This window comes from Helicobacter felistomachi (assembly GCF_030296895.1).
Taxonomy (GTDB): Bacteria; Campylobacterota; Campylobacteria; order Campylobacterales; family Helicobacteraceae; genus Helicobacter; species Helicobacter felistomachi.
In genome coordinates, this window is sequence record NZ_AP028022.1 from 671,361 (window position 1) to 696,416 (window position 25,056).

A 25,056-nucleotide genomic window follows, 5' to 3' on the forward strand; every position below is an offset into this window, starting at 1 on the left:
CTTGTTAAGAATAGAGAAAAAGGCTTTTTATGCGCTCTCTCTACGACCTTTCTTTAAAAGACTTGCAAGATTACGCCCTCTTACAAGGCTTTAAACCCTTTGTCGCCAAACAACTCTTTAGCTGGCTTTACCACCGCTACGCCACCTCAACGGATCAAATGCATAATTTATCCAAGGCGTTTCGGGCGTGCTTAGATAGGGATTTTTGCGTGCAAACTCTCAGCGTTGGGGCTAAAGAGTGCAGCACAGACAAGAGCGAAAAGTATTTGTTCCTCACGCCCGATCACCACAGCTTTGAAAGCGTGTTTATGGTGATGAAACCCACGCAATTAGACGCGGACGGGCAAATTGTGGCGCAAGAAAAGCTGACTTTTTGTTTGAGCTCACAAATTGGGTGTCAAGTGGGCTGTGTGTTTTGCGCCACAGCTAGGGGGGGCTTTGTTAGGGATTTAAAGGCGGGTGAGATCGTGGAGCAAGTGGTAACACTCAAAAGAGAGCATAACCTAGAGCCCACAAAGGGAATCAACTTAGTCTTCATGGGCATGGGTGAGCCCTTGCATAATTTTAACGAAGTGGTGAAAGCGATTGGGATTTTAAGCGATCCGCATGGCTTAAACATCTCCCCAAGGCGCATCACCATTTCCACAAGTGGCGTTGTGCCCGTGATCGACGCTTTGGGGGCTTTGGATTTGGGCGTGCAACTGGCAATCTCCTTGCATGCGGTCAATGACGCTCTGCGATCCAAACTCATGCCCATCAACAAAACCTACAACCTAGAAGCCTTGATCCAAGCGATCAAACGCTTCCCCGTGGATACCCGTAAAAGGGTCATGTTTGAATATCTAGTGATTAAAGATTGCAACGATGGGCTAGAGCACGCTAAGGCGTTGTTAAGGCTTTTAAATGGGTTAAAGGCGAAGGTGAATTTAATCCCCTACAACCCCAACCCGAGCTTGAAGTTTGAGCGCCCAGACTTGGATAAGGTCGCGCAATTTGCCGACTTTCTTAACCAAAAGGGCTTGCTCTGCACTTTACGCATTTCTAAGGGGCTAGACATCAGTGCGGCGTGTGGACAACTGCGCGAGAAGAAACAGGGGCTGGCTATTTCAGCTGTATGAAGTATTGACAGCGGTAAAACTTTTCGCCAAGTTTGGGGTCTTCTAATAAGGCGTGGAGTTTATCGCCATTGAGGGGTTTGGCTTGCTTGAAGTGGCGGAGTAAATAGCGATCTTTGGGGCTGGTGATGTCGGGTTTTAAACGGGCAAAAAACGCGCTTTGTAAAATCCTTTGGTGGTCTATTTGGGTGTCGCAACCCACGATGATGTCGTGCAGGGCGACTTTGGCTTGGTTGATGGGCTCTATTTGGCTGTAATGCTGGCTTAACACCACGAAGTACGCCTTTTGCATGCGTTGGCACTGCTTGGTTTCGCTCGCCTTGATGATTAAATGCGCCCCTAGCTCGTTAAACAGGGCGTTCTTGGCGCAGTAATTTAGCAAGGTGTGGTAGGACTCTTGAGTCTTTTTTGGCTCTCTAGCGTAGGCTTCTTGGGTGTTTTTGAGCTCATCCATCACCTGCGCGCGTTTGATCTCGATCCCATTTGGCATGGGCGTGCCTTGGATGTCTTGTGAGCTCAAGCCCGCACTCTCTGTAACTGCAGGTTTTTTAGACTCTTTTACCTTGCCCCCTAATTGCTTTTCTAGGTTGGCTTGCTCTTTTTGGGCTTGTTCTTCGGGGGTGTCTAGCATGACGGGGTCTAAACGGGTGTAATACACGGGTGGGCCATCGTCGTCATCGTCATCGTCAAACAAGCCTTGGTGGGTTTGTTTTAAATTGTCTTCATTGTCGCTAGATAAGCCCGACATGGTAGGCATCATCATGAAGGGCATCATCCCCATACACCCGATAAACAAGAAAGACACTAAACCTAAGAGTAGAGGGCGCACTAGGGCACCGCCACAACAATCGCCTCAAAGAGCATGTTTTGGGGGTGTTTGATGTTGAGTAGGGCTTTTTTGTAAAGGTAGTGGTCTTCAATGTGCGCGATTGTGCCGACATAGATATTAGGGCTAAAGATATGGTCTAAGCCGCTGGTAAAAACAGCATCCCCCACCTTAAACGAAGCGTAAGCGGGCAAAAAATCCACATAGGTTTTAAAGTTTTCATTCGTAACAAAGCCATAGTAAATTTGATCCCCACTTTTCACCACCACGCTGTAACTCATTTGTTTATCCCCGTGCAGAAGCCCCACAAAGTGCCCGTCTTGTTGGATCACGGTGCCGAGCACTTGGTTAAAGGCGACCATGCCTAAAATCTTGTCTTTAGGGTAGGATTTGTGGATGTCTAGAAGCACCCGATGGGGGTCGTCCATACGCGCAAAGCCATAAATGCGTGCGGGAGTGAAGGTGGGGGTGGGGAGCAGGTCGGTGGGACTTTCTACCTCAGTGCTGGGGGGGCAAACTTTGGGGTTTGGCATTTCAGGGCTTAGGTTTTCAAGGCCTGGCGTGTCTAGGTTAGATTTTTCTAGCTGTTGCAAGTCATCTAGCTCAAGGGTTAACGCCTCGTTTTTGGCGCTTAGATTGGCATAAGCGAGTTTTAAATTTTCATAGGCCTTAAGTTGCCGTCGATCTTCTTCAATCAAGCGGGCTTGGTCGAAGTGTTTTTGGTAGGCAAAGATGAAGTTATCTTTTGTGGTGAGAATAAAGACACGGATTTTATCGCTGATAAAACTGCTCGAGCCTTTGATATTGAGCCAGTAAAGCACCCCAAAAATGGCAATCAAGACCAAAAGGGTGCGCCGGCTAATCAAAAATTAAATATCCCCCAAAGAACTCAATAAATCTAAATCTTCAATCGCCTTGCTTGTGCCCCTTGCCACCGCGAGTAAGGGCTCTTCGCCCACGAATACGGGGAGTTTGACGATGCTACTTAGGTATTTATCTAGTCCCCTAATGAGCGCCCCCGCCCGTCAGCACCACGCCATTTTCTACCAAATCCCGTGCTAAATCGGGCTTGACCTCTTCTAACACAGACTTTAAGGCGTTGCTGATCTCGCGAATTTGCTCTTTAATGGCTTCCCTGACATCTTCGCTGTTGAGCTCAATGGTGTTTAAAATCCCGCTCACCTGATCGCGCCCGCTGACCTCCATCGTCAAAGGGGGGTTGAGCTCAACGGCCGAGCCAATCGCGATTTTGATTTCCTCGCCCGTGCGCTCGCCAATTTGCAGGTTATAGGTCTTGCGCACATAATCCACAATGCTCGCATCTAATTTATTGCCCGCCACCCGAATGCTCTTACTCACCACAAGCCCGCCTAAACTGATCACACCAATTTCAGTCGTGCCCCCCCCGATGTCGACAATCAAGCTGCCTTGTGGGTCTTTGACCGGCAAACCCGCCCCAATGGCTGCTGCCATAGGCTCTTCAATCAAAAAGACTTCCCTAGCCCCCGCACTCATGGCACTCTCTTTCACCGCTTTGCGCTCCACGCTGGTTAAGCCATAAGGCACGCACACCATGATGCGCGGACGGATCAAGGACTTGCGCTTATGTGCCTTTTCAATGAAGTAGCGGATCATTTTTTCGGTGATGTTAAAATCCGCGATCACGCCATCTTTCATAGGACGGATGGCTTGCACCCCTGCAGGAGTCTTGCCAATCATTTCCTTCGCTTCTGTGCCTACGGCTAGGATTTCCTCCATGCGGTCGTACTTGTTGAGCTTAACCGCCACAATGGAAGGTTCGTTGATAATAATACCCTGCCCCTTGACAGACACCACGGTGTTGGCCGTGCCTAGGTCAATGGCGACATCGTGGGAGAACACGCCGATTAATTTATCTAAGATCATGAGACTCTTTCCTTTGGATTTAAGAAGGCATGAGAAGGGGCTTGTTTTTTTTGATAAACAAGGGTTTTTCTTGCTTCAACACGCACTCTTTGGTGATGATGACTTGGTAATCTTTTAAGGCGGGCAAGTCAAACATGATGTCTAGGCTAAAGCTCTCGATGATCGCCCTTAGCCCCCTTGCACCCACCTTGCGCTTGATCGCCAAATCGGCGATCGCCTCGATCGCCTCGTCCTCAAAGACCAGCTCCACGCCGTCCATTTTAAAGAGCTCTTGATATTGCTTGATGAGGGCGTTTTTGGGCTTTTGTAGGATGTCCACCATCGCCTCTTTAGAAATGGGTTTTAAAGTGGAGATCACCGGCAAACGCCCGATGAGTTCAGGGATCAAACCATAAGAGATCAAGTCCTCGGGTTCGACCAAGTGCAAGATATTTTCTAACTGTTCTTTAGTTTTTTTCTCATTGCCAAAACCTAGGACATTGCTGTGTATGCGCCGTTTAATGATGTCAATGATCCCGTCAAACGCCCCGCCACAGATGAATAAAATGTTCGTGGTGTCGATCTGCACAAAGTTTTCATTAGGGTGTTTACGCCCACCTTTAGGGCTGACATTCACCACCGCCCCCTCGATGATCTTTAAGAGGGCTTGTTGCACGCCCTCGCCCGACACATCGCGTGTGATCGAGCGATTCTCCGACAAGCGGGCGATTTTATCGATTTCATCGATGAAGACAATCCCCCTTTGCGCCCGCGCCACATCACCATCGCTGGCCTGCAACAAGCGGGTTAAAATGTTCTCTACATCCTCGCCCACATAGCCTGCCTCTGTCAAACTCGTGGCATCGCTGATGGCGATAGGGACATTTAAAAAGCGGGCCAAAGTTTGCGCCATGAGGGTTTTGCCGCTGCCTGTGGGGCCCACCAACAAAATATTGGACTTGGAAATCTCCACCTCTTGGTTTAGAGGGTCTTTACTCTCTTGGTGGTTTAGGCGCTTATAGTGGTTGTAAACCGCCACGCTTAAAACCCTTTTGGCCTCCTCTTGGCCCACGACATATTGATCTAGTGCCTCTTTTAAGAGCTTGGGCGCAGTTACGGGGGTTTGGGCGTGGCTGTTAAAATGGGTTTCTTCGGGCGTGGATCTAGGCACACTTAAAAGAGCTCCGGGCAACTGGGAGTGCAACTCTTTATACATCACTTCTACACAATATTCGCAGACATGGATGTCTTTACCGGATTTTTTAGACGAAAACACTAAACGGCGGTGGTGGGGCAGAGTATTCTCGGGTTTGCTGCAAAAACTACAATAACGGGTGTTCACACTTCCTCCTGTTCTTTAAAAACCCCTGCCTTGATGGCAATACCCCTTTGGGTTTCTAGCACAAATGTGCAAATTTCTTTGGCGTGGGGGTTGTTAGGGTATTCCTCTAAAATTTTTTGGGCGTTGTCCCTAATGTTGGTGGTTTCCAAATCAAAAAGCTTTTTATACAGTCCGCTGATGAAGTCGATCTCGGCACTTTGCAAGAGCTTACGCATGCGATGGCGGTTAAGCCCTCTAATGAATGCCCGATTGCCCTCAGCATTGCAATAAGGGGGGACATCTCGCCCCAAAGCACTCGCCCCAGCAACCATGCACCCCTTGGCGATGCGGGTGAATTGGTGGATCGCTGTGAGCCCCCCAATATTCACATGGTCGGCGATCTCAATGTGTCCGGCTAGAGTCACGCCATTGGCTAAAATGCAGTGGTTACCTATTTGGCAATCGTGGGCGACATGGACATACGCCATTAATAAATTGTCATTGCCGATGATGGTTTTATACCCCCCACCCTTGGTGCCGGGGTTGATCATGCAATGCTCGCGGATCAAATTGCGCTCCCCGATGATTAAATAGGACTCTTCGCCCTCGTATTTTAAATCCTGTGGGATGGTGCCTAGCACCGCGTAGGGGAAAATCGTGGTGTCTTTTTTAATGGTGGTGTGTCCTAATAAGGTAACATTGTTGTAGAGTTTCACCCCCGCCTCTAAAACCACATTGGGCCCGATCATGCAAAAATGCCCGACCTCCACACTCGGATCGATCTTAGCCCCGGCTTCTATAATGGCAGTGGGGGCGATCATTTATTGTCCTTGCGATCCACAATCATCGCCTTAAGCTGGGCCTCTGCCACGACTTTATCGCCCACTTTAGCCACGCCCCCCACTTGCCAAATCATGCCCTTATGCTTTTGTTCGCTCAAGTGGTAGTGGAGTTGATCGCCCGGGATCACAGGGTTTCTAAACTTCACCCGATCGATCGTCATGAAATACACGATTTTAGTCGCCGCGATCTCTGGGTCTACCCCAAATAAACTCACAAATGCCAACAATCCACCCGCTTGCGCCATCCCCTCCACAATCAACACCCCAGGGTAAATGGGCTTGCCCGGGAAGTGCCCCGTGAACACCTCTTCATTGTAGGTGATGTTCTTGTAGGCGTGCACCTCTTTATAAGGTTCTAGGTGCAACACGCGATCCACCAATAAAAAAGGGTAGCGGTGCGGTAAAATTGCGCTAATCATGTGTATGTCTAAATCTAAATACAACCCTTCCTGCGACATTTTTAACCTCTAAATTAATGAAATCCCCCATCGTAAAAAAGTGTTATTCTAACACGCCTAAGTTTAAAGCTGTATTAGCGCATTTTGGGGTATTTAAATTCCACGCGCCCCATGCCTAAAATGTGCCCGCGCATCGCATCGTGCAAGTCGCCCAAAAAGAAGGGTTTTTTGAGGTCTAAGTGCGCAATGTCTAGGGCATAGACTTGGATCAAATAGTGGTGATCGGCGTTGGGGGGCATGGGCCCTATGTAGGTGCTGTTTTCGACATTAGATTTTTCTTGTTGTTCGGGACTTAAGCCGGAGCGTAAGTAGCCCTCTGTCATTGAATTGACCCCCTGCGCGATCTCTGGATTCTCTAGCGAAGCGTTTTCTTTAAGCTCTGTGCCTTTGATATTGCCCACCACCCAGTGGATGAAAGTTTTACCGCAAACCCTTGCAGCATCGTGGTCGATGATCTCTAGGGCATAACTCTTAGCCCCACTCACCGCCTCCCAAGAAATCTCGGGTGAAAGTTTAGGCAGCCCATGTGTTAAAAACTCTTTGGGTGCATTGCCTCCAAATTTTAAATCCAAAAACCCTTGTGCGTCTGTATGGATAAAGACTTTAAAAAACTGCATACCTGCTCCTTGCATCAAAGTGAAAAATAAGGCACTAAGCCAAACGGCTTTTAAGCACCTGTGCCACATCAAAACCTCTGTTTAAGCCAATGCCAATACTCGCCCCCGACTTGTAGAGAATATCCCCTACAATGAAAAGGTCTTCAACATTGCTCTCTTGTTTGTCGCTCACTACGGGCAAATTCTGCTCCAAATGGACGTGGCATTTTTTTAAAAAGTCTAGAGGGGTCGCTCCGCCTATGGCGTATAAAACCCTGTCGTAAATCCCGCTTGTTTCATCTGCAAAATTCACCTTAATGCGCCCCTCTAAGCCTTCCAAACCCAAAATATCCACCCCTAGCTTGCTCTTTAAATTGCGGTTAAACGCCTCTTCAAGGGCTTTTAAATTTTCTTCATTGACACGGCTAAAGGTGCTTTGGCGGTAGTTTAGGGTGGTGGCGTTGTTTTGCGCTAGGGCAATGGCATACTCCACCGCCGAATTGCCCCCGCCCACGACCAAGACTTCTTCCTTTTCCTTGCAATCATTGATGGTGTACACCACTTGACGCATGATTTCTACGGGGATTGGGTAGCTGGGGCGGTTGGGCTGGCCCATTTTGCCAATGGCGATCACCACAATCCGCGCCTTGAAGACCTCATTGGCTGAGCTAGTCACCTCAAAAAGCGCACCCTTTTTTGCCACGCTCTCAATGTTGGTTTTGTAGCGCACGGGGGTTTTGTGCTCTGCTAGGGCTTTTTCAAAGACTTCTAATGCCCCCTCTTTGTCGGTGTCGCCAAAGGGGATATGCCCTTTAATCTCCACCACTTGTTTGCGGTAGTCCTTGTCTACCCGTTTGTTGGCCTTGTAGTATTTACGCAACATCCCACAACATGCCTCCTCCTTTTCACACAGCAAAACCTTAGAAATCCCGTTGATTTGGCACTCAATGGCACTCGCGATCCCACTAGGGCCCGCCCCCACAACCAAAACATCATAGACCTCACCCATGCGCATCCTTTCTCTTAGATTTTTGCGCCTCCTCCTCTTGTTTGGCGATGGCTAAATCCTGCGGGCTGTCGTAAAGCAAGCACTCGAGCATTTTTTTCTCATCGTTGAACTGTTTGCCCTTCAAACCCCATAAAAAAATCAACAACCCTACAAGCCCCAGCATGAGCGACACAAAGAGCATTAAAAATAGGGTGTTGGTGTGCATCAGGGTTTTAAGACCTCCAATGCCTTTAGGTGTAGGGCTTTCTCAAGGCTTTGCAATTCCTGCTCGCTAAAACCCCCTCTTTGGATAGGACGAGCGAAGCGTGATCGGCCCGCCCCCCGCCCTTGCTGGTGTAGCCTAGGGTTTGGCCGTGCGCTTTTAAGGCCTCTAACAAAGGGCGCACATCGTGTTGCCCTACAGACTTTAGCACCACCTCCACGCAATTTTTCTGCAAATTGTGGTATTGAAACAACGCCACCACGGGTTCTTGTCGACTCTTGTATTTCTCTATGAAGGTCAAAAAGTGACTCAAGTGTTCTTTAAGCCCGTTTAAGGTGGCTAAATGAAAGGCCTGCCCCTCAATGGGGATGAGCTTAGGCTCTTTGGGTGGAGCACTTTTGGGGGTTTGTTCTTGACGTTTTAGGGCTTTTAATAAATCTTGGGTTTTTAACTGCGCCCTCGCTTGTTTGAGGATGCGCCTTTCACTGGCCACAAACGCATAATACGCTCTACCACACACCGCCTCAATGCGTCTCACCCCCGCACTCACCCCTGAGCTTTTGACAATGGCAAAGCCCCCAATATGTGCGCTGTTTGGCACATGCACGCCCCCACACGCCTCTAAGCTCCCGGCAATGTCTACAAGGCGCACCTCATCTAGGTATTTGTCCTCAAAGAGCATGATGGCTCCACTCTCTCTAGCCTCATTAGCCCCTACGCTTTTAACGCAAGTAGCCACCCCTTCGCTGATTTTGGCATTGACAAAGCTTTCAACCTGCTCTAATTCCTCATCGCTCAGATTGCGGTAAAAGCTAAAGTCAAAGCGTAGGCGGTGCGGCTCAATGTGGCTGCCTTTTTGCTGGATTTGGGCGTTCTTGCCCTCTTTCTTCGCACTCTCGCCTAGGATGGTCCGCAAGGCTAAATGCAATAAATGCGTGGCGCTGTGGTGTTTGGCAATCTCAGCCCTTTGGCTCACCTGTGCGATCACTTGTGTCCCCACGCTTAAATGCGCCCCTTTTTCTAGCGCGATCAAGCTCGCATTGACCCCCCCCACTTTTTGCGTGTCTAGGACTTTAGCCAAAAGCACATGGCTAGGGTCTAACAACACCCCTCGATCGCCGATGGGTCCGCCGCCCTGTGGGTAAAAAGGGGTTTCTTTGAGCACAATATAGGCGGTGTTGTCCTCTAGCGGATAAAGGGCGACAACTTGGGTTTGCAAATTTTCTGTGGTGTAGCCGGCAAAGTGGTTGGGCTCTAAATGGCTTAAATCTAGTGCCTTTAAGCCGTCTTTGGCGTTGTTTTGTTTAAAGCTATGCGCCGAGCGTTGTTTTTGCTCTTGCATGCAGGCTTGGTACTCTGCCATGTCCACTTGGATATGCTGCCCGCGCAACATGTCGGCGGTTAAATCTAGGGGGAAACCATAGGTGTCATACAGCTTAAACGCCACAGCCCCGCTAAACTTTTGACCTTGGCACTCAGAGAGGGCCCTTTCAAATAAGTGCATGCCTTTATCCAAAGTGGCTAAAAACAATTCTTCCTCTGCTCTGCACTCGGCTTTAATGCTCTCTTGGTGTTCTTTTAAAAGGGGATAGTCGGGCATCAAGTCGCAAAAACGCCCTAAAATTTCGTAGAAAAAGGGGCTTTCTAGGCTCTTGCCCTTAGCTTGTTGCAACAAATAGCCATGCCTTAATGCCCGCCTTAAAATGCGGCGCAAGACATAGCCGCGCCCCGTGTTTTCAAAGTAAACCCCCATCGCCAGCAAGAACGCCACACTGCGGGCGTGATCCGCCAACACCCTAAAGGACTCTTGGTGCTTTGCATACTTCAAGCCAAAACTCTCTTCAATGCACGCCATAAGGGGTTTAAACAACGAGCTGTCAAAGTTATTTTGCACCCCCTCTAAAAGGGCTTGCACCCGCTCTAAACCCATGCCTGTGTCGATGCAAGGCTTTTCTAAGGGGGTCAGCACGCCCTCAGCTGAGCGCTCATACTGCATAAAAACTAAGTTCCAAATCTCTAAAAAGCGATCGCCCTCGCCCCCAAAGTAATCCTCTTTAGAGTGAAAATATTGATCCCCTTGGTCTATGTAAATTTCACTGCAGTACCCACAGGGCCCCGTGTCTGCCATTTGCCAAAAATTGTCCTCATCGCCCATGGTCTTAATGCGGCTTTGGGGGATAAACTTTTGCCATAACTGATAGGCTTCTTGATCTTTTTCGTGCACACTGATGTAAATGTGCTCTTTTTTAAAGCCTAGATGTTGATGCACAAACTCAAAGGCGTAGGCGATGGCTTCTTCTTTAAAGTAGTCAAAAAAGGAGAAGTTGCCCAGCATTTCAAAGAGGGTGTGGTGGCGGTTGGTGTAGCCGACATTTTCTAAATCGTTGTGCTTGCCCCCGGCACGCATGCACAGCTGGGCGCTGGTGGCGCGGTTTGTGAAGGGCTTGCTCTTGCCTAAGAAAATGTCTTTAAACTGCACCATGCCCGCATTGGTGAAAAGCAAAGAAGAATCTTGGGGCACTAAGCTAGAGCTTGGCACTTGTAGATGCCCTAAACCTTCAAAGTACCCTAAAAACGCCTTCTTGATCTGCATGTTTTGCACTCCCTAAAAAAGGCAATTTTAGCCTAAAAAACTTAAATTAGTGGTGCAACTCCAAATGGATGTTGACCTGGATGTTTTCGCCCACAAGTTTAGGAGGGGTGTTCTGTCCGATTTTAAAGACCTTTCGCGAAACCACGCCCTGCAACTCTAGCCCATAGACATCTGCCCCACTTTTAGGGTGTTTAACGGGTCCGGTGAGTTTGCCCTTTAGGATGATTTCCTTTTCCACATCTTTGAGTTTGAGCATGGCCTTGATCTGCAAACCCCCATCGCCTTTTTGGCTGATCTTCGTGGCTTTTAAATAGCCTTTGGGGTATTCGTGCGCATCAAAAAAATTGGCTGAGAGCAAATCCTTGTCCCTTTTGGCGTTCTTGGTGTTGATGCTTTGGATTTCAATCTCGCCATCCAGGGCTTTTAACTGCCCCTTCTCAATGTCCGCAGCCCCCTTAAATTGAGAGAAGTCCCCATTGACCTTAGACACCAACAAGTGTGTGGCACTAAAGTCCACGCTGGAGTGGGCGGTATCAACTTTGTAGGGGGTGGCTGCAAGCAGACCGGCTAAGATGAGGCTCAGTGAAAAAAAGCGCATAATCGTTCCTTTGTGTTAAAAATGGGGCTTACTATAACATTACTTAGCCTTAAGCCAGGGGGCTTGACAAAGGGGCACTAAGTTAGCTACAATATTAGCTTATTTTGCGCTGGCTTAGCTCAATTGGTAGAGCAGCTGCCTTGTAAGCAGCAGGTTGGGGGTTCGATTCCCTTAGCCAGCTCCAGTAGGTGAGATACTCAAGTGGCCAACGAGGGCAGACTGTAAATCTGCTGACTTTCGTCTTCCGTGGTTCGAATCCACGTCTCACCACCAGTGCGGGAATAGCTCAGTTGGCTAGAGCATCAGCCTTCCAAGCTGAGGGTCGCGGGTTCGAGCCCCGTTTCCCGCTCCAGTGTAGGGAGAATGCCCATATAGCTCAGGGGTAGAGCACTTCCTTGGTAAGGAAGAGGTCGGCGGTTCAATCCCGCTTATGGGCTCCAGTTTCCCCCTTAACACAATGCTTTAAATTCTATAAGAGGAGTTAAAACAATGGCAAAAGCGAAGTTTGAACGGAACAAACCCCATGTCAATGTGGGTACCATCGGGCATGTGGACCATGGCAAAACCACTTTGAGCGCGGCGATCTCTGCGGTGCTCTCTTTAAAAGGTCTAGCTGAACTGAAAGATTATGACAACATTGACAACGCCCCAGAAGAAAAAGAAAGGGGCATTACGATCGCCACTTCTCACATCGAGTACTCTACAGAAAACCGCCACTATGCGCATGTGGACTGCCCCGGCCACGCCGACTATGTCAAAAACATGATCACTGGTGCCGCCCAAATGGACGGCGCGATTTTAGTCGTGTCTGCCGCTGATGGCCCCATGCCCCAAACCCGCGAACACATTCTACTAGCCCGCCAAGTGGGTGTGCCCTATATCGTGGTGTTTTTAAATAAACAAGACATGGTCGACGACCAAGAATTATTAGACCTCGTGGAAATGGAAGTGCGCGAACTCTTGAGCACCTACGAATTCCCCGGGGATGACACCCCCATTGTGGCCGGATCTGCGCTTAAAGCCTTAGAGGAGGCCAAATCTGGCAACATTGGCGAATGGGGACAAAAAGTGCTCAAACTCATGGAAGAAGTGGATAAATACATCCCCACTCCTGAGCGCGACACCGAAAAAGCTTTCTTGATGCCTGTAGAAGATGTGTTCTCCATCGCCGGCCGAGGCACCGTGGTGACCGGTAGAATTGAGCGCGGTGTGGTGAAAATTGGGGACGAAGTGGAAATTGTGGGGATCAAACCCACCCAAAAAACCACCGTTACGGGCGTAGAAATGTTTAGAAAAGAGCTTGAAAAAGGCGAAGCGGGCGACAATGTAGGCGTGCTTTTGCGCGGCACTAAAAAAGAAGAAGTCTTCCGTGGCATGGTGCTTTGCAAACCCGGCTCCATCACCCCACACAAAAAATTCGAGGGCGAGGTGTATGTGCTCTCTAAAGAGGAAGGCGGCCGCCATACGCCTTTCTTCAACGGCTACCGCCCGCAGTTTTATGTCCGCACCACCGATGTGACCGGCTCCATTACTTTGCCCGAAGGCACAGAAATGATCATGCCCGGGGACAACACCAAAATCGTGGTTGAGTTGATCAGCTCTATTGCCCTTGAATTAGGGACAAAATTTGCGATCCGTGAAGGCGGTAAAACCGTGGGCGCGGGTGTGGTTACAAAAATCATCGAGTAGGACACATTGTGAAAGTTAAGGTAGGGTTGAAGTGTGCAGATTGTGCTGAAATCAATTACAGCACAACCAAAAATGCCAAGACAAACACGGAAAAACTGGAGCTCAAAAAGTTCTGCCCTAGAGAAAATAAGCACACCATCCACAAGGAAGTGAAGCTTAAAAGCAGCTAGGCAATGGGAGGGGGATTTTAGGTCAGTAGCTCCAATGGTAGAGCACCGGTCTCCAAAACCGATTGTTGGGGGTTCGAGTCCCTCCTGGCCTGCCAGGGGTGAAATTAAAGTAGGTGGCATGAATAAACTATTAGCGCAGTACAAGTTGACAAAAGAAGAGCTATCAAAGGTGATCTTTCCGCTCAAAGAGCAGATTAGAAACGCTTTGGTGTCCGTGCTGATTGTGGTAACGATCATCACGCTGTTTTTGACTTTGATCGATTTTGTTTTGTCGTCTTTTGTTGCGAGCATTTTATAAGGGGTCGGCGTGGGTATGGAGTGGTACGCGATTCAAACCTATTCAGGCAGCGAGCAATCCGTTAAAAAAGCCATTGAGAACATGGTGCAAGAAAACAACATTGCCGACCGGGTGCAAGAGATCATCGTGCCGACCGAAGATGTGATCGAGCTGTCTAAAAAGAGCAAGAATAAAGTAACCGAGCGCAGCCTTTATCCTGGCTATGTGTTCATCAAGGTGGATTTAGACACCGTGCTTTGGCATAAAATCCAGTCCTTGCCCCGCGTGAGCCGTTTCATTGGAGAAAGCAAAAAGCCCACGCCTTTAAGCGATGCGGACATCGGCAATATTCTAGAGAAAATGACCAACCGCGCCGCGCCCAAACCCAAAATCTACTATGAAAAAGGCGAAGTGGTGCGCATCATTGAAGGGCCCTTTGCCAACTTCACCGCCACGGTCGAAGAATACGATGTGCAGCACCGCAAGTTAAAGCTCAATGTGTCTATCTTTGGGCGCAACACGTTGATCGAGATCTTGTATTCTCAAGTGGAAAAAATCATTTAAGGAGAGTGTATGGCAAAAAAAGTTGTTGGCCAGATTAAATTACAAGTCCCCGCCGGCAAGGCAAACCCTAGCCCGCCCATCGGTCCGGCTTTAGGGCAAAGAGGCGTGAATATCATGGAGTTTTGCAAGGCTTTTAACGAGAAAACCAAGGACATGGGCAGTTTTAATATCCCGGTTATCATCACGGTTTATCAAGACAAGAGCTTTACTTTCATCACCAAAAAGCCCCCGGTCACAGACTTGATCAAAAAAGCCAGTGGCGTGGCTAAGGGTTCAGACAACCCTTTAAAAAACAAAGTGGGCAAGCTCACCATGCAGCAAGTTGAGGAGATCGCCCAAAACAAAATGGAAGATCTCAACACCACCAGCCTAGAGGCGGCTAAAAAAATTGTGATGGGCAGCGCAAAGAGCATGGGCATTGAGGTAGAAGGATAACTATGGCAAAGTTAGCAAAACGGGTAGAAAAATTAAATTCTCAGTTTGAGAGAGAAAAAGTCTATAGCCTTGAAGAGGGGGTGGATGTGCTCAAATCCCTCGCTTCGGCGAAGTTTGATGAAACCGTAGAAGTGGCGCTGCGCTTAGGTGTGGATCCTAGACATGCCGATCAAATGGTGCGCGGCGCGGTGGTGTTGCCCCATGGCACGGGTAAAAAGGTGCGAGTCGCCGTCTTTGCCAAAGACATTAAGCTCGATGAAGCTAAAGCAGCTGGTGCAGATGTGGTCGGGGGCGAGGATTTAGCCGAAGAGATCAAAAATGGCAACACGAACTTTGACATGGTCATCGCCACTCCGGACATGATGGCGGTTGTGGGGAAAGTGGGGCGTATTTTAGGGCCTAAAGGACTCATGCCCAATCCTAAAACCGGCACCGTCACGATGGACATTAAAAAGGCGGTGAGCAACGCTAAAAGCGGGCAGGTCAATTTCCGCGTGGATAAAAAGGGCAATTTGCACGCCCCCGTAGGTAAAGCCAGTTTTGGCGCGGCGCAAATTAAAGAAAACATGCTCGAGTTGGTGCGCGCGATCAATAAGCTCAAACCCAGCACTTCTAAGGGCAAATACATCCGCAACAGCGTGGTGTCCTTGACAATGTCGCCGGGGGTGCGCTTAAACGCCCAAGAGTTGATGGACGTTAAGTAATTCATCTTTAACTGAAGAAACAAGGGCTTTTTGGCTTAATTGCGCTGTGCGCCTTGTGGAAGTTAGTTGGAAAGGAGGAAACATGCATAAAGAGCAAAAGCAAGAACTTGTGGCGCGCTTGAAAGAGGCGTTTAGCCAAATGGATGCGCTTGTGGTGTGCGACTACAAGGGCTTACAGGTGCAGCATTTAGAGAAATTGCGTAACGCCGCTAGAGTGCAGGGCGTTAGCGTGCAGGTGATCAAAAACACCCTCGCGTCTTTGGCTTTAAAAGAGGCAAATTTGCAAGCCCTAGAGCTCAAAGAGACCAATGTCTTTATTTGGGGCGCGGATCAAATTGCGCTGTCTAAGTTGGTCATGGGCTTTGCGAAGGAACATAAAGACCATTTTGTTGTGAAAATGGGGCTTTATGAAAAGCAAGCCGTAGACAGCAAGCACATTGAAGCGGTGTCAAAACTACCCAGTCGCGAAGAGCTTATCGGAATGTTGCTCTCTGTTTGGAGCGCACCTGCGCGCTACTTTGTGACGGGCTTGGACAATTTGCGAAAATCAAAAGAAGAAGCATAAAGGATCAACATGGCAATGACGAAAGAGGAGATTTTAGACTACATTGGGTCTTTGAGCGTGCTCGAACTTAGCGAGCTCGTGAAAGCCTTTGAAGAAAAATTTGGTGTGAGCGCGGCCCCCACTGTGGTGGCCGGGGCTGTGGCCGGCGCGCCTGCTGAAGCGGCTGAGGAAAAAACTGAATTTAGCGTGGTGCTGGCTGAAACCGGGGCAGAAAAAATTAAGGTCATTAAAGTGGTGCGTGAAATCACCGGCCTAGGGCTTAAAGAAGCCAAAGAAGCCACAGAGAAAACCCCCCACGTGCTTAAAGAAGGCGTGAACAAAGAGGAAGCCGAAACCATTAAAAAGAAACTCGAAGAAGTCGGGGCGAAGGCTGAAATCAAGTAAAGAATTTTAAAGGAGGGGACAAGGAGGGGCATCGCGTGTATCAAGGGGAACACCGCCAAAATGGATTTGAATTGAACTTATTTTTATGTGTGTGTCGTTTCCAGCCTCCAATCTCCATCAAAAAGGTTTATTAACATGAAAACTTTAAGAAATCGGTTGCGTGCAGATTTTACAAAAATGCCCCAAGACTTACCCGTCCCCAATCTCTTGCTCTTGCAAAAAGACAGCTATGAGGCGTTTTTATACGCCAAAGAGGGCAGAGAGAGCGGGATTGAGCGGGTGTTTAAATCGGTCTTTCCCATCCACGACAGCCAAAACCGCATCACTTTAGAATACGGGGGCTGTGAATACGGCGAGCCTAAATACACCGTGCGCGAGGCGATGGAGCGGGGCATCACTTATTCAGCCTATCTTAAAATCAAAATCCGCCTGATCCTTTGGGAGAAAGACCCCAAAACGGGCGAAAGACTGGGCCCCAAAGACATTAAAGAACAAAGCATTTTTATCCGTGAGATCCCTTTAATGACCGATCGCACCTCTTTTATCATCAATGGCGTAGAGCGTGTGGTGGTTAACCAGCTACACAGAAGCCCTGGGGTGATCTTTAAAGAAGAAAAATCCACCACCAGCGCCAATAAACTGATCTACACCGGCCAAATCATTCCCGATCGCGGCTCGTGGCTGTACTTTGAATACGATGTGAAAGACATTTTACATGTGCGCATCAACAAACGCCGTAAAGTGTCCGCCACAATCCTGTTTAGAGCCCTAGGTTACAGCAAACAAGACATTATCCGTATTTTCTATCCTCTTTTAAAAGTGCGCTACAAACCCGATGAGCAAGGGGAGCACTACTTCATCCCCTTTGAGAGCATCGCCACAGATAGCCGCTTAGATTTTGATCTGAAAGATGAAAAAGGGCGGTTGCTCTTAGCCGCCAGCCGCAAACTCACTGCCAAAAAAGCCAAAGAAATTAAAGAGAGCGGGGTAGAGTGGGTGGAGTACCCCACGAAAATTTTGCTGAGCCGCTACCTAGCCGAACCGATTTTAGATAAAAATCAAGAAACCCTTTTAGACGCTTTAACCCTCTTAGAACAACCCAAACTCGACAAGATCAAGGAAGCGGGCGTCAAAGAATTTGTCATCGCCAACGACCTAGCCCTAGGCCATGACGCTTCGATCATCAAATCCTTCACCTCCGATGCCGAGTCGCTAAGAAGCGAATCGCAAAAGCTGTTGAAACAAAGCGAAAAGGTGGAGGATGAAAACGCCCTAGCGGCGATTCGCATTTATAAAGTCATGCGCCCGGGCGATCCGGTGACGGCTGAAGTCGCCCAGCGCTACGTCCAACAACTCTTTTTTGACCCCGAGCGCTACGACTTAACGATGGTCGGGCGCATGAAGATGAACCACAAGCTGCATTTAAAAGTGCCTAACTATGTTACCGTGCTCACCCACGAGGACATCATTGAAACCGTACGCTACCTCATCAAGATCAAAAACGGGCAGGGGCACATCGACGATCGCGACCACTTAGGTAACCGCCGCATCCGTGCCGTGGGCGAGTTGTTGGCAAACGAACTGCACGAGGGTCTGATGAAAATGCAAAAGACCATCAAAGACAAGCTCACCACCATGAACACCAACTTGGACGCGCTCATGCCCCACGACCTGGTCAATTCTAAAATGATCACCAGCACCATTTTAGAGTTTTTCATGAGCGGGCAACTCTCCCAGTTCATGGATCAAACCAACCCCTTATCCGAGGTGACGCACAAACGCCGTCTTTCAGCTTTGGGTGAGGGCGGACTTGTTAAGGACCGCGTGGGTTTTGAAGCGCGGGATGTGCACCCCACACACTACGGGCGCATTTGCCCCATTGAAACCCCAGAGGGGCAAAACATTGGGCTCATCAACACTCTATCCACCTTCACGCGGGTCAATGAACTCGGCTTCATTGAAGCCCCTTATAAAAAGGTGGTTGAGGGGCAGGTGGGCGAGCAAGTGGAATACCTCACCGCCATTCAAGAAGAAGGCCATGTCATTGCCCCCGCCAGCACCGCGCTAGACGCTCAAGGCTACATCCAAGAGGACCTTGTGGAAACGCGGGTGGGCGGGGAAATTGTGCTCAATGAAAAGAGCAAAGTGACTTTAATGGATTTGAGCTCGCGCATTTTAGTGGGCGTGGCGGCATCCTTGATCCCCTTCTTAGAGCATGACGATGCCAACCGCGCCTTGATGGGGACAAACATGCAACGCCAGGCCGTGCCCTTGTTGCGCTCCGAAGCACCCATTGTGGGCACGGGCATTGAAAGCGTGATCGCGCGCGATTCGTGGGGGAGCGTGAAAGCGGAGCGTAGGGGCGTGGTGGATGAAGTGGATTCGGAGAACATCTACATCGTGGAAAAAGACCCTGAGAAGGGCCCCCACATCACTTCTTATTTGCTGCAAAAGAATTTACGCACCAACCAAAACACCTGCTTTAACCAAGTGCCCATCGTCAAAGTGGGCGATGTCATTGAAGAGGGGCAGATCATCGCTGATGGCCCTAGCATGGATCAAGGCGAATTGGCTCTAGGTAAAAACATCCGTGTGGCGTTCATGCCCTGGAATGGCTACAACTTTGAAGACGCGATTGTGGTGAGTGAGAAGATCACCAAAGACGATGTGTTCACTTCCGTGCACATTTACGAAAAGGAGATCGAGGCTAGAGAGCTCAAGCACGGGAGCGAAGAGTTCACCTCCGACATCCCCGATGTCAAAGAGGAAGAGATCGCCCACCTAGATAATGGGGGGATTGTCAAAATCGGGACCTATGTGAGCGCGGGGATGATTTTAGTCGGCAAGGTCTCACCCAAGGGCGAAATGAAAAGCACGCCTGAAGAGCGCTTGCTGCGCGCCATCTTTGGGGACAAAGCCGGGCATGTGGTGAACAAGTCGCTCTATTGCCCCCCCTCTTTAGAGGGCGTGGTGATCGGGGTGAAGATCTTCACCAAAAAAGGCTGCGAAAGGGATGCGCGCGCCACAAGTGCCTATGAAGAAGAAAAATGGATCTTAGACGATCGCCACGACAAGCATTTTAAAATGCTGGATAAAGAGGAAGCCCTACAAATCAGTGCGATCTTCTCCCAAGAGCCTTTAGAGGAAGAGGTGATCTTAAACGATGTCACCTACCCCAAAGGTGCAAAAATCCCTAGAGAGGTCGTGGAAAACACCAACCGCTTTGGGCTCATTTCTTTGTCTAAAAAATTCAGCAAAGAAGTCCAAAACCGCTTTGAGCAAATCAAAAACAACATTTTAGAACAAAAGAAACTTTTAGGCCAAAGCCACGAGAAAAAACTCTCCATTTTGGAAAAAGACGACATTTTGCCCAATGGAGTCATCAAGCAGGTGAAAATCTACATCGCCACCAAGCGCAAGCTCAAAGTGGGGGATAAAATGGCCGGACGGCACGGCAACAAGGGCATTGTGTCTAACATCGTGCCCATCGCCGACATGCCCTACACCGCCGATGGCGAGCCCATCGACATTGTGCTAAACCCCCTTGGCGTGCCTAGCCGCATGAACATCGGGCAGATTTTAGAAGTGCACTTAGGCTTAGTGGGAGTCCAGCTGGGCAAACAAATCCAAGCCCTGCTTGCCACGCACACGGCGGACATGCTCGCAAAACTGCGGGCTAAAATGCTAGAGATCGCCCATGTGGTCAATGTCCATAACCACGACCTAGCCCACATGCTCGAGCAGTGCAGCGATGAACAGCTTTTAGAATACGCCCGCGATTGGCAACATGGCGTGAAATTTGCGATCCCCGTCTTTGAGGGCATCAGTCAAGAGCAGTTCATGGAGCTCTTTAAGCTGGCACAAATCGACCTCGATGGCAAAACCGAGCTTTATGACGGGCGCACGGGCGAGAAGATGAAAGAGCGGGTCAATGTGGGCTACATGTACATGCTCAAACTCCACCACCTCGTGGATGAAAAAGTGCACGCCAGAAGCACGGGGCCTTACTCTCTCGTCACCCACCAACCCGTGGGCGGGAAGGCGCTCTTTGGCGGACAACGCTTTGGAGAAATGGAGGTGTGGGCTTTGGAGGCTTACGGCGCGGCACACACACTTAAAGAAATGCTGACCGTGAAATCCGATGACATTAAGGGCAGAGAGAACGCCTATAGAGCCATCGCTAGAGGCGAGCATGTGGGGGAGAGCGAAATCCCTGAAACTTTTTATGTTTTGACTAAAGAATTGCAATCGTTGGCTCTAGATGTCAATATTTTTAATGAAGAAGTGGATGAATATGGAGCGCCCAAACCCATTGTCATTAAGGAGGACGATCGCCCCAAAGACTTTAGCTCTTTCCAGCTCACCCTTGCGAGCCCGGATAAAATCCGCGAGTGGAGCTATGGGGAGGTGAAAAAGCCCGAGACCATCAACTACCGCACCTTAAAACCCGAGCGCGATGGGCTCTTTTGTATGAAAATCTTTGGACCGACCAAAGACTACGAATGCCTGTGTGGCAAGTACAAAAAACCGCGCTACAAAACGATCGGCACTTGCGAAAAATGCGGCGTGGCGATCACCAGCTCTAAAGTGCGCTCTTTTAGAATGGGGCACATTGAGCTAGCCACGCCCGTGGCGCACATTTGGTATGTCAATTCCCTGCCTAGCCGCATCGGCACGCTTTTAGGCATCAAAATGAAAGACTTAGAGCGCGTGCTCTACTACGAAGCCTACATCGTCAAAGACCCCGGGCAAGCGTGCTACGATTTAGAGGGCAGCAAACCCGTGCTCAAATACGACATCTTAAACGAGGAGCAGTTTCAGAGCATCCAACGCCACTACTCCGATCAGGATTTTAACGCCCAAATGGGAGGCGAGGTGATTAAAGAGCTCTTAGAAGAGTTAGATTTAGTGGGCTTGCTCGAATCGCTGAAAGAAGAGGTCAAAGACACCAACTCGGATGCCAAGAAAAAGAAATTAGTCAAACGGCTCAAAGTCGTGGAAAGTTTCATCAATTCGGGCAACCGCCCCGAGTGGATGATGCTCACCGCCCTGCCCGTCCTGCCCCCAGATTTACGCCCTTTAGTGGCTCTAGATGGCGGCAAGTTTGCCGTGAGCGATGTCAATGAACTTTATCGACGGGTGATCAACCGCAACCAACGCTTAAAACGCTTGATGGAGCTGGGCGCGCCTGAGATCATCGTGCGCAATGAAAAGCGCATGTTGCAAGAGGCGGTGGATGCGCTGTTTGACAATGGGCGCAACGCCAATGCCGTCAAAGGCGCGAACAAACGCCCCTTAAAGTCACTCTCGGAAATCATCAAGGGCAAACAAGGCCGCTTTAGACAAAACTTGCTAGGCAAACGCGTGGACTTCTCAGGCCGCAGCGTGATTGTGGTGGGGCCTAATCTTAACATGGACCAATGCGGGCTGCCTAAAAACATGGCGCTCGAACTCTTTAAACCCCATTTGCTCTCTAAGTTGGAAGAAAAGGGCTTTGCCACCACGCTCAAACAAGCCAAGCGCATGATCGAGCAAAAAACCAACGAGGTTTGGGAGTGCTTGGAGGAAATCGTGGAGGGCTATCCCGTGCTCTTAAACCGCGCCCCCACGCTGCATAAACAATCGATTCAAGCCTTCCACCCCAAGCTCATCGATGGCAAGGCGATTCAACTCCACCCGCTGGTGTGCTCGGCCTTCAACGCCGACTTTGACGGCGATCAAATGGCCGTGCATGTGCCTTTAAGCCAAGAGGCGATCACGGAGTGCAAGGTCTTGATGTTAAGCTCGATGAATATCTTGTTGCCTGCCAGCGGTAAGGCGGTGGCCGTGCCTAGCCAGGACATGGTGCTCGGGCTTTACTACCTGTCCTTAGAAAAAAGCGGCGTGCTGGGCGAGCATAAACTCTTTTCTAGCGTGGCGGAGGTCTTGATGGCCGTGGATGCCAAAGAATTAGACGTGCACGCCAAAGTGCGGGTTTTGCAAGAACGGCATATCCTGCAAACCACCGCCGGCCGGCTGGTGATCAAATCCATTTTGCCCGACTTTGTGCCCGCCCACTTGTGGAACAAAGTGTTGAAGAAAAAGGACATCGGGGCGTTGGTGGATTATGTCTACAAAGAGAGCGGCATTGGCCAAACGGCCAAATTCCTAGACAATCTCAAAAACCTAGGCTTTAGATACGCCACTAAAGCGGGCATCTCCATCTCTATGGAGGACATCATCACGCCGGCCAATAAAGTCAGCATGGTGGAGGCGGCCAAAGAGCGGGTGAAGGCGATTCAAGCCCAGTTTGAGGGCGGGCACTTGAGCGAACAAGAGCGCTACAATAAAATCATCGACATTTGGACCGAGGTCAATGACGCGATGAGTCAAGAGATGATGGCCGCCATTGCCAGCGACAAGCAGGGCTTCAACTCCATTTATATGATGGCCGATAGCGGCGCGCGTGGTTCAGCCGCCCAGATTCGCCAACTCTCGGCGATGCGCGGCTTGATGACCAAACCTGATGGCAGCATCATTGAAACGCCCATCATCTCTAACTTTAAAGAGGGCTTGAATGTGCTGGAGTACTTCAACTCCACGCACGGGGCGCGCAAAGGGTTAGCCGACACCGCGCTAAAAACCGCCACCGCCGGCTATCTCACCCGCAAACTCATCGATGTCGCCCAAAATGTCAAGGTGGTGCAAGAGGATTGCGGCACGCACGAAGGCATCGAGATCACCGACATCACGGTGGGCAGCGAGCTCATCGAACCTTTAGAAGAGCGCATTTTTGGCCGGGTTTTAGTGGAGGACATCATCGATCCGCTCACCAACGAAGTCTTGTTAAACGCAGACACCATGGTGGATGAAGAAAAGGCCAAGCGCATTGTGGAGGCGGGCATTAAATCCGTCACGATTCGCACCCCCGTCACTTGTAAGGCCCAAAAAGGCGTGTGCGCTAAATGCTACGGCTTGAATTTGGGCGAGGGCAAAATGGTTAAACCCGGCGAGGCGGTGGGCGTGGTGGCGGCGCAGTCCATCGGCGAGCCGGGCACGCAATTAACCCTAAGAACCTTCCACGTGGGCGGCACGGCCTCACGAAGCCAAGAAGAGCGCGAGATTGTCGCCAGCAATGAGGGCTTTGTGCGCTTTTTCAATGTCAAAACCTACCAAAACAAAGAGGGCAAGAACATCATCGTCAACCGCCGCAACGCCGCGATTCTCGTGGTGGAGCCTAAAATCAAAGCCCCCTTTGATGGCGTGCTGAAGGTGGATAGTGCCCATGAAGAGGTGGTTTTAAGCGTGGTGGGAGAAACCCAAGAGGCAAAGTTTGTCTTGCGTAAAAGCGATGTGGCTAAACCTAATGAGCTGGCCGGGGTGAGCGGGAAGATCGAGGGCAAAATCTATCTGCCCTATGGCAGTGGGCATGTGGTGCACGAGGGGGGCAGCATCGCCGACATCATCAAAGACGGCTGGAATGTGCCAAATCGCATCCCTTACGCTTCTGAGATCGCCGTGCAAGACAACGACCCGATCACCCAAGAGATCACCGCTAAAGAAAAGGGCGTGGTGAAGTTCTACCACCTTGTGGGCGATCACTTAGAGCGTGCTAGGGGCGTTAAAGCGGGCGACATTGTGGAGGAAAAGGGGCTATTTGCGGTGGTCGCTGATGAAAACGACCAAGAGGCCATCCGCCACTACATCGCCCGCAACTCTTTGGTGCAAGTGGACGACAACAGCCCCACAGAAGCCAACACCCTTTTAGTCAAGCCCAGCCATGACGCGAAAAACACCATCGCCAGCTGGGACCCCTACAACACGCCCATCATCGCCGACATGGGCGGCGTGGTGCGCTTTATAGACATTGTGGCGGGGGTGAGCGTGACTGAAACTGAAGATGAAAACACCGGCGTGCGCTCCTTGGTCGTCAACGAGTACATCCCCACGGGCTTTAAACCCAGCCTGATGATCGAAGCACAGGGCCAAGAGCCCATTTACTACCCCCTAGAGCCCAAAACCTCGATCGCCATTGCCGAGGGCGCGCAGGTGGAGGTCGCGGATGTGCTGGCGAAAATCCCCAAAGCCACCGCGAAATCTAAGGACATCACGGGCGGCTTGCCCCGCGTCTCCGACATCTTTGAAGCCCGCAAGAGCAAGCCTAAAGATTTAGCGATTTTAAGCGAAATTGACGGGCAGGTAAGCTTTGAAAAGCCCGTGCGCAATAAAGAGCGCGTGTGTATCACGGCTGCCGATGGGCGCAAAGCGGAGTACTTCATCGACAAGGGCAAACAGATTTTGGTGCACCCTAATGAATTCGTGCACGCGGGCGAGGCGATCACCGATGGCGCGGTGAGCAGCCACGACATTTTACGCATCAGCGGAGAAAAGGAATTACACAAGTACATCGTGAGCGAAGTGCAGCAAGTTTACCGCCGCCAGGGGGTCAACATCGCCGACAAGCACATCGAGATCATCGTGTCGCAAATGCTGCGCCAAGTGCGGATTTTAGACAGCGGGAACACCAAGTTCATTGAGGGCGATTTGGTGAGCAAAAAGCACTTTAAAGAGGAAAACCAGCGGGTGTTGCAATCTAAAGGCGAGCCGGCCATTGCCGAGCCTGTGCTTTTAGGCATCACCCGCGCGGCGATCGGCAGCGATAGCATCATCTCTGCCGCCAGCTTCCAAGAGACCACAAAAGTGCTCACAGAAGCCAGCATTGCGATGAAAAAGGACTTCTTAGAAGACTTAAAAGAAAATGTGGTGCTGGGGCGCATGATCCCTGTGGGCACCGGGCTGTATAAAGACAAAAAAGTCGGGGTGAAGACGGACAAACACTGACCTT

The 25,056-nt window shown here is 50.0% G+C and carries 20 protein-coding genes, 5 tRNA genes and 1 pseudogene; 15 read left to right on the top strand and 11 right to left on the bottom strand.

What is annotated here, in order from left to right; all coding sequences use genetic code 11:
• Window positions 1–29 precede the first annotated feature (29 nt).
• On the top strand, window positions 30–1,118 hold the full coding sequence (rlmN, locus tag QUE23_RS03510) for a dual-specificity RNA methyltransferase RlmN (RefSeq protein WP_286349246.1): 1,089 nt from the start codon (window positions 30–32) through the stop codon (window positions 1,116–1,118).
• Here the strand turns inward: rlmN and QUE23_RS03515 are convergent.
• The 11 genes and pseudogenes from QUE23_RS03515 to QUE23_RS03565 form a co-directional block, all read right to left on the bottom strand.
• A complete protein-coding gene (locus QUE23_RS03515) occupies window positions 1,102–1,944 on the bottom strand; it encodes a hypothetical protein (RefSeq protein WP_286349247.1) in 843 nt (280 codons plus the stop codon). The genes rlmN and QUE23_RS03515 overlap by 17 nt on opposite strands.
• On the bottom strand, window positions 1,944–2,807 hold the full coding sequence (locus QUE23_RS03520) for a rod shape-determining protein MreC (protein ID WP_286349248.1): 864 nt from the start codon (window positions 2,805–2,807) through the stop codon (window positions 1,944–1,946). Before QUE23_RS03520 ends, QUE23_RS03515 begins: the two co-directional genes overlap by 1 nt.
• A gap of 3 nt (window positions 2,808–2,810) precedes the next feature.
• Window positions 2,811–3,846 (bottom strand): annotated as a pseudogene (locus QUE23_RS03525) (rod shape-determining protein).
• Window positions 3,847–3,865: 19 nt separating this feature from the next.
• A complete protein-coding gene (gene clpX, locus QUE23_RS03530) occupies window positions 3,866–5,167 on the bottom strand; it encodes an ATP-dependent protease ATP-binding subunit ClpX (RefSeq protein ID WP_286349249.1) in 1,302 nt (433 codons plus the stop codon).
• The gene (lpxA, locus tag QUE23_RS03535; protein ID WP_286349250.1) at window positions 5,164–5,967 is read right to left on the bottom strand and encodes an acyl-ACP--UDP-N-acetylglucosamine O-acyltransferase; all 804 of its coding nucleotides are present in this window, start codon (window positions 5,965–5,967) and stop codon (window positions 5,164–5,166) included. The genes clpX and lpxA overlap by 4 nt, the downstream gene beginning before the upstream one ends.
• A complete protein-coding gene (gene fabZ / locus QUE23_RS03540; protein ID WP_286349251.1) occupies window positions 5,964–6,446 on the bottom strand; it encodes a 3-hydroxyacyl-ACP dehydratase FabZ in 483 nt (160 codons plus the stop codon). Before fabZ ends, lpxA begins: the two co-directional genes overlap by 4 nt.
• 74 nt (window positions 6,447–6,520) lie before the next feature.
• The gene (locus QUE23_RS03545; protein ID WP_286349252.1) at window positions 6,521–7,063 is read right to left on the bottom strand and encodes a YbhB/YbcL family Raf kinase inhibitor-like protein; all 543 of its coding nucleotides are present in this window, start codon (window positions 7,061–7,063) and stop codon (window positions 6,521–6,523) included.
• A gap of 34 nt (window positions 7,064–7,097) precedes the next feature.
• Window positions 7,098–8,051, bottom strand: coding sequence for an NAD(P)-binding domain-containing protein (locus QUE23_RS03550; RefSeq protein ID WP_286349253.1), 954 nt, complete (start codon window positions 8,049–8,051; stop codon window positions 7,098–7,100).
• Window positions 8,044–8,256, bottom strand: a complete 213-nt coding sequence (gene ccoS / locus QUE23_RS03555; RefSeq protein WP_221279191.1) for a cbb3-type cytochrome oxidase assembly protein CcoS — start codon at window positions 8,254–8,256, stop codon at window positions 8,044–8,046. Before ccoS ends, QUE23_RS03550 begins: the two co-directional genes overlap by 8 nt.
• Before the next feature lie 25 nt (window positions 8,257–8,281).
• A complete protein-coding gene (alaS, locus tag QUE23_RS03560) occupies window positions 8,282–10,846 on the bottom strand; it encodes an alanine--tRNA ligase (protein WP_286349254.1) in 2,565 nt (854 codons plus the stop codon).
• A 46-nt stretch (window positions 10,847–10,892) separates the two neighbouring features.
• Window positions 10,893–11,444, bottom strand: a complete 552-nt coding sequence (locus QUE23_RS03565) for a YceI family protein (protein ID WP_286349255.1) — start codon at window positions 11,442–11,444, stop codon at window positions 10,893–10,895.
• A 108-nt stretch (window positions 11,445–11,552) separates the two neighbouring features.
• On the opposite strand from QUE23_RS03565, the gene QUE23_RS03570 reads away from it, so the two are divergent.
• From QUE23_RS03570 to QUE23_RS03635, 14 genes are all read left to right on the top strand, one after another.
• A tRNA-Thr gene (locus QUE23_RS03570) sits at window positions 11,553–11,628 on the top strand.
• Between the two features lie 3 nt (window positions 11,629–11,631).
• Window positions 11,632–11,717: transfer RNA gene (locus QUE23_RS03575), tRNA-Tyr, on the top strand.
• A 2-nt stretch (window positions 11,718–11,719) separates the two neighbouring features.
• Window positions 11,720–11,796: transfer RNA gene (locus QUE23_RS03580), tRNA-Gly, on the top strand.
• 13 nt (window positions 11,797–11,809) lie between these two features.
• A tRNA-Thr gene (locus tag QUE23_RS03585) sits at window positions 11,810–11,884 on the top strand.
• Window positions 11,885–11,933: 49 nt separating this feature from the next.
• The gene (tuf, locus tag QUE23_RS03590) at window positions 11,934–13,133 is read left to right on the top strand and encodes an elongation factor Tu (RefSeq protein WP_286349256.1); all 1,200 of its coding nucleotides are present in this window, start codon (window positions 11,934–11,936) and stop codon (window positions 13,131–13,133) included.
• Window positions 13,134–13,141: 8 nt separating this feature from the next.
• Entirely contained in the window at window positions 13,142–13,303 is a 162-nt protein-coding gene (gene rpmG, locus QUE23_RS03595; RefSeq protein ID WP_015107255.1) for a 50S ribosomal protein L33, read from the top strand.
• Between the two features lie 19 nt (window positions 13,304–13,322).
• Window positions 13,323–13,398: transfer RNA gene (locus QUE23_RS03600), tRNA-Trp, on the top strand.
• Between the two features lie 23 nt (window positions 13,399–13,421).
• Window positions 13,422–13,601: a preprotein translocase subunit SecE gene (gene secE, locus QUE23_RS03605; RefSeq protein WP_104742010.1), complete on the top strand. Its 180-nt coding sequence runs from the start codon at window positions 13,422–13,424 to the stop codon at window positions 13,599–13,601.
• 15 nt (window positions 13,602–13,616) lie between these two features.
• Complete coding sequence (nusG, locus tag QUE23_RS03610; protein ID WP_286349403.1) at window positions 13,617–14,144, top strand: transcription termination/antitermination protein NusG; 528 nt, start codon at window positions 13,617–13,619, stop codon at window positions 14,142–14,144.
• Between the two features lie 9 nt (window positions 14,145–14,153).
• On the top strand, window positions 14,154–14,579 hold the full coding sequence (gene rplK / locus QUE23_RS03615) for a 50S ribosomal protein L11 (protein WP_286349257.1): 426 nt from the start codon (window positions 14,154–14,156) through the stop codon (window positions 14,577–14,579).
• Between the two features lie 2 nt (window positions 14,580–14,581).
• Window positions 14,582–15,283 (top strand): 50S ribosomal protein L1, encoded by a 702-nt coding sequence (rplA, locus tag QUE23_RS03620; protein WP_286349258.1) that lies wholly within the window; start codon window positions 14,582–14,584, stop codon window positions 15,281–15,283.
• 82 nt (window positions 15,284–15,365) lie between these two features.
• Complete coding sequence (rplJ, locus tag QUE23_RS03625) at window positions 15,366–15,848, top strand: 50S ribosomal protein L10 (protein WP_286349259.1); 483 nt, start codon at window positions 15,366–15,368, stop codon at window positions 15,846–15,848.
• Window positions 15,849–15,857: 9 nt separating this feature from the next.
• Window positions 15,858–16,232, top strand: coding sequence for a 50S ribosomal protein L7/L12 (rplL, locus tag QUE23_RS03630; RefSeq protein WP_286349260.1), 375 nt, complete (start codon window positions 15,858–15,860; stop codon window positions 16,230–16,232).
• A 135-nt stretch (window positions 16,233–16,367) separates the two neighbouring features.
• Window positions 16,368–25,052, top strand: coding sequence for a DNA-directed RNA polymerase subunit beta/beta' (locus tag QUE23_RS03635; protein WP_434802002.1), 8,685 nt, complete (start codon window positions 16,368–16,370; stop codon window positions 25,050–25,052).
• Window positions 25,053–25,056: the final 4 nt, after the last annotated feature.

Coding starts and splice junctions, on each gene's coding strand:
- rplK (WP_286349257.1), top strand. CDS start 14,154: ATGGCAAAAAAAGTTGTTGGCCAGATTAAATTACAAGTCCCCGCCGGC.
- tuf (WP_286349256.1), top strand. CDS start 11,934: ATGGCAAAAGCGAAGTTTGAACGGAACAAACCCCATGTCAATGTGGGT.
- fabZ (WP_286349251.1), bottom strand. CDS start 6,446: ATGTCGCAGGAAGGGTTGTATTTAGATTTAGACATACACATGATTAGC.
- rplA (WP_286349258.1), top strand. CDS start 14,582: ATGGCAAAGTTAGCAAAACGGGTAGAAAAATTAAATTCTCAGTTTGAG.
- QUE23_RS03545 (WP_286349252.1), bottom strand. CDS start 7,063: ATGCAGTTTTTTAAAGTCTTTATCCATACAGACGCACAAGGGTTTTTG.
- rplL (WP_286349260.1), top strand. CDS start 15,858: ATGGCAATGACGAAAGAGGAGATTTTAGACTACATTGGGTCTTTGAGC.
- QUE23_RS03635 (WP_434802002.1), top strand. CDS start 16,368: ATGAAAACTTTAAGAAATCGGTTGCGTGCAGATTTTACAAAAATGCCC.
- nusG (WP_286349403.1), top strand. CDS start 13,617: ATGGAGTGGTACGCGATTCAAACCTATTCAGGCAGCGAGCAATCCGTT.
- rplJ (WP_286349259.1), top strand. CDS start 15,366: ATGCATAAAGAGCAAAAGCAAGAACTTGTGGCGCGCTTGAAAGAGGCG.
- lpxA (WP_286349250.1), bottom strand. CDS start 5,967: ATGATCGCCCCCACTGCCATTATAGAAGCCGGGGCTAAGATCGATCCG.
- rlmN (WP_286349246.1), top strand. CDS start 30: ATGCGCTCTCTCTACGACCTTTCTTTAAAAGACTTGCAAGATTACGCC.
- QUE23_RS03565 (WP_286349255.1), bottom strand. CDS start 11,444: ATGCGCTTTTTTTCACTGAGCCTCATCTTAGCCGGTCTGCTTGCAGCC.
- QUE23_RS03550 (WP_286349253.1), bottom strand. CDS start 8,051: ATGGGTGAGGTCTATGATGTTTTGGTTGTGGGGGCGGGCCCTAGTGGG.
- alaS (WP_286349254.1), bottom strand. CDS start 10,846: ATGCAGATCAAGAAGGCGTTTTTAGGGTACTTTGAAGGTTTAGGGCAT.
- secE (WP_104742010.1), top strand. CDS start 13,422: ATGAATAAACTATTAGCGCAGTACAAGTTGACAAAAGAAGAGCTATCA.
- ccoS (WP_221279191.1), bottom strand. CDS start 8,256: ATGCACACCAACACCCTATTTTTAATGCTCTTTGTGTCGCTCATGCTG.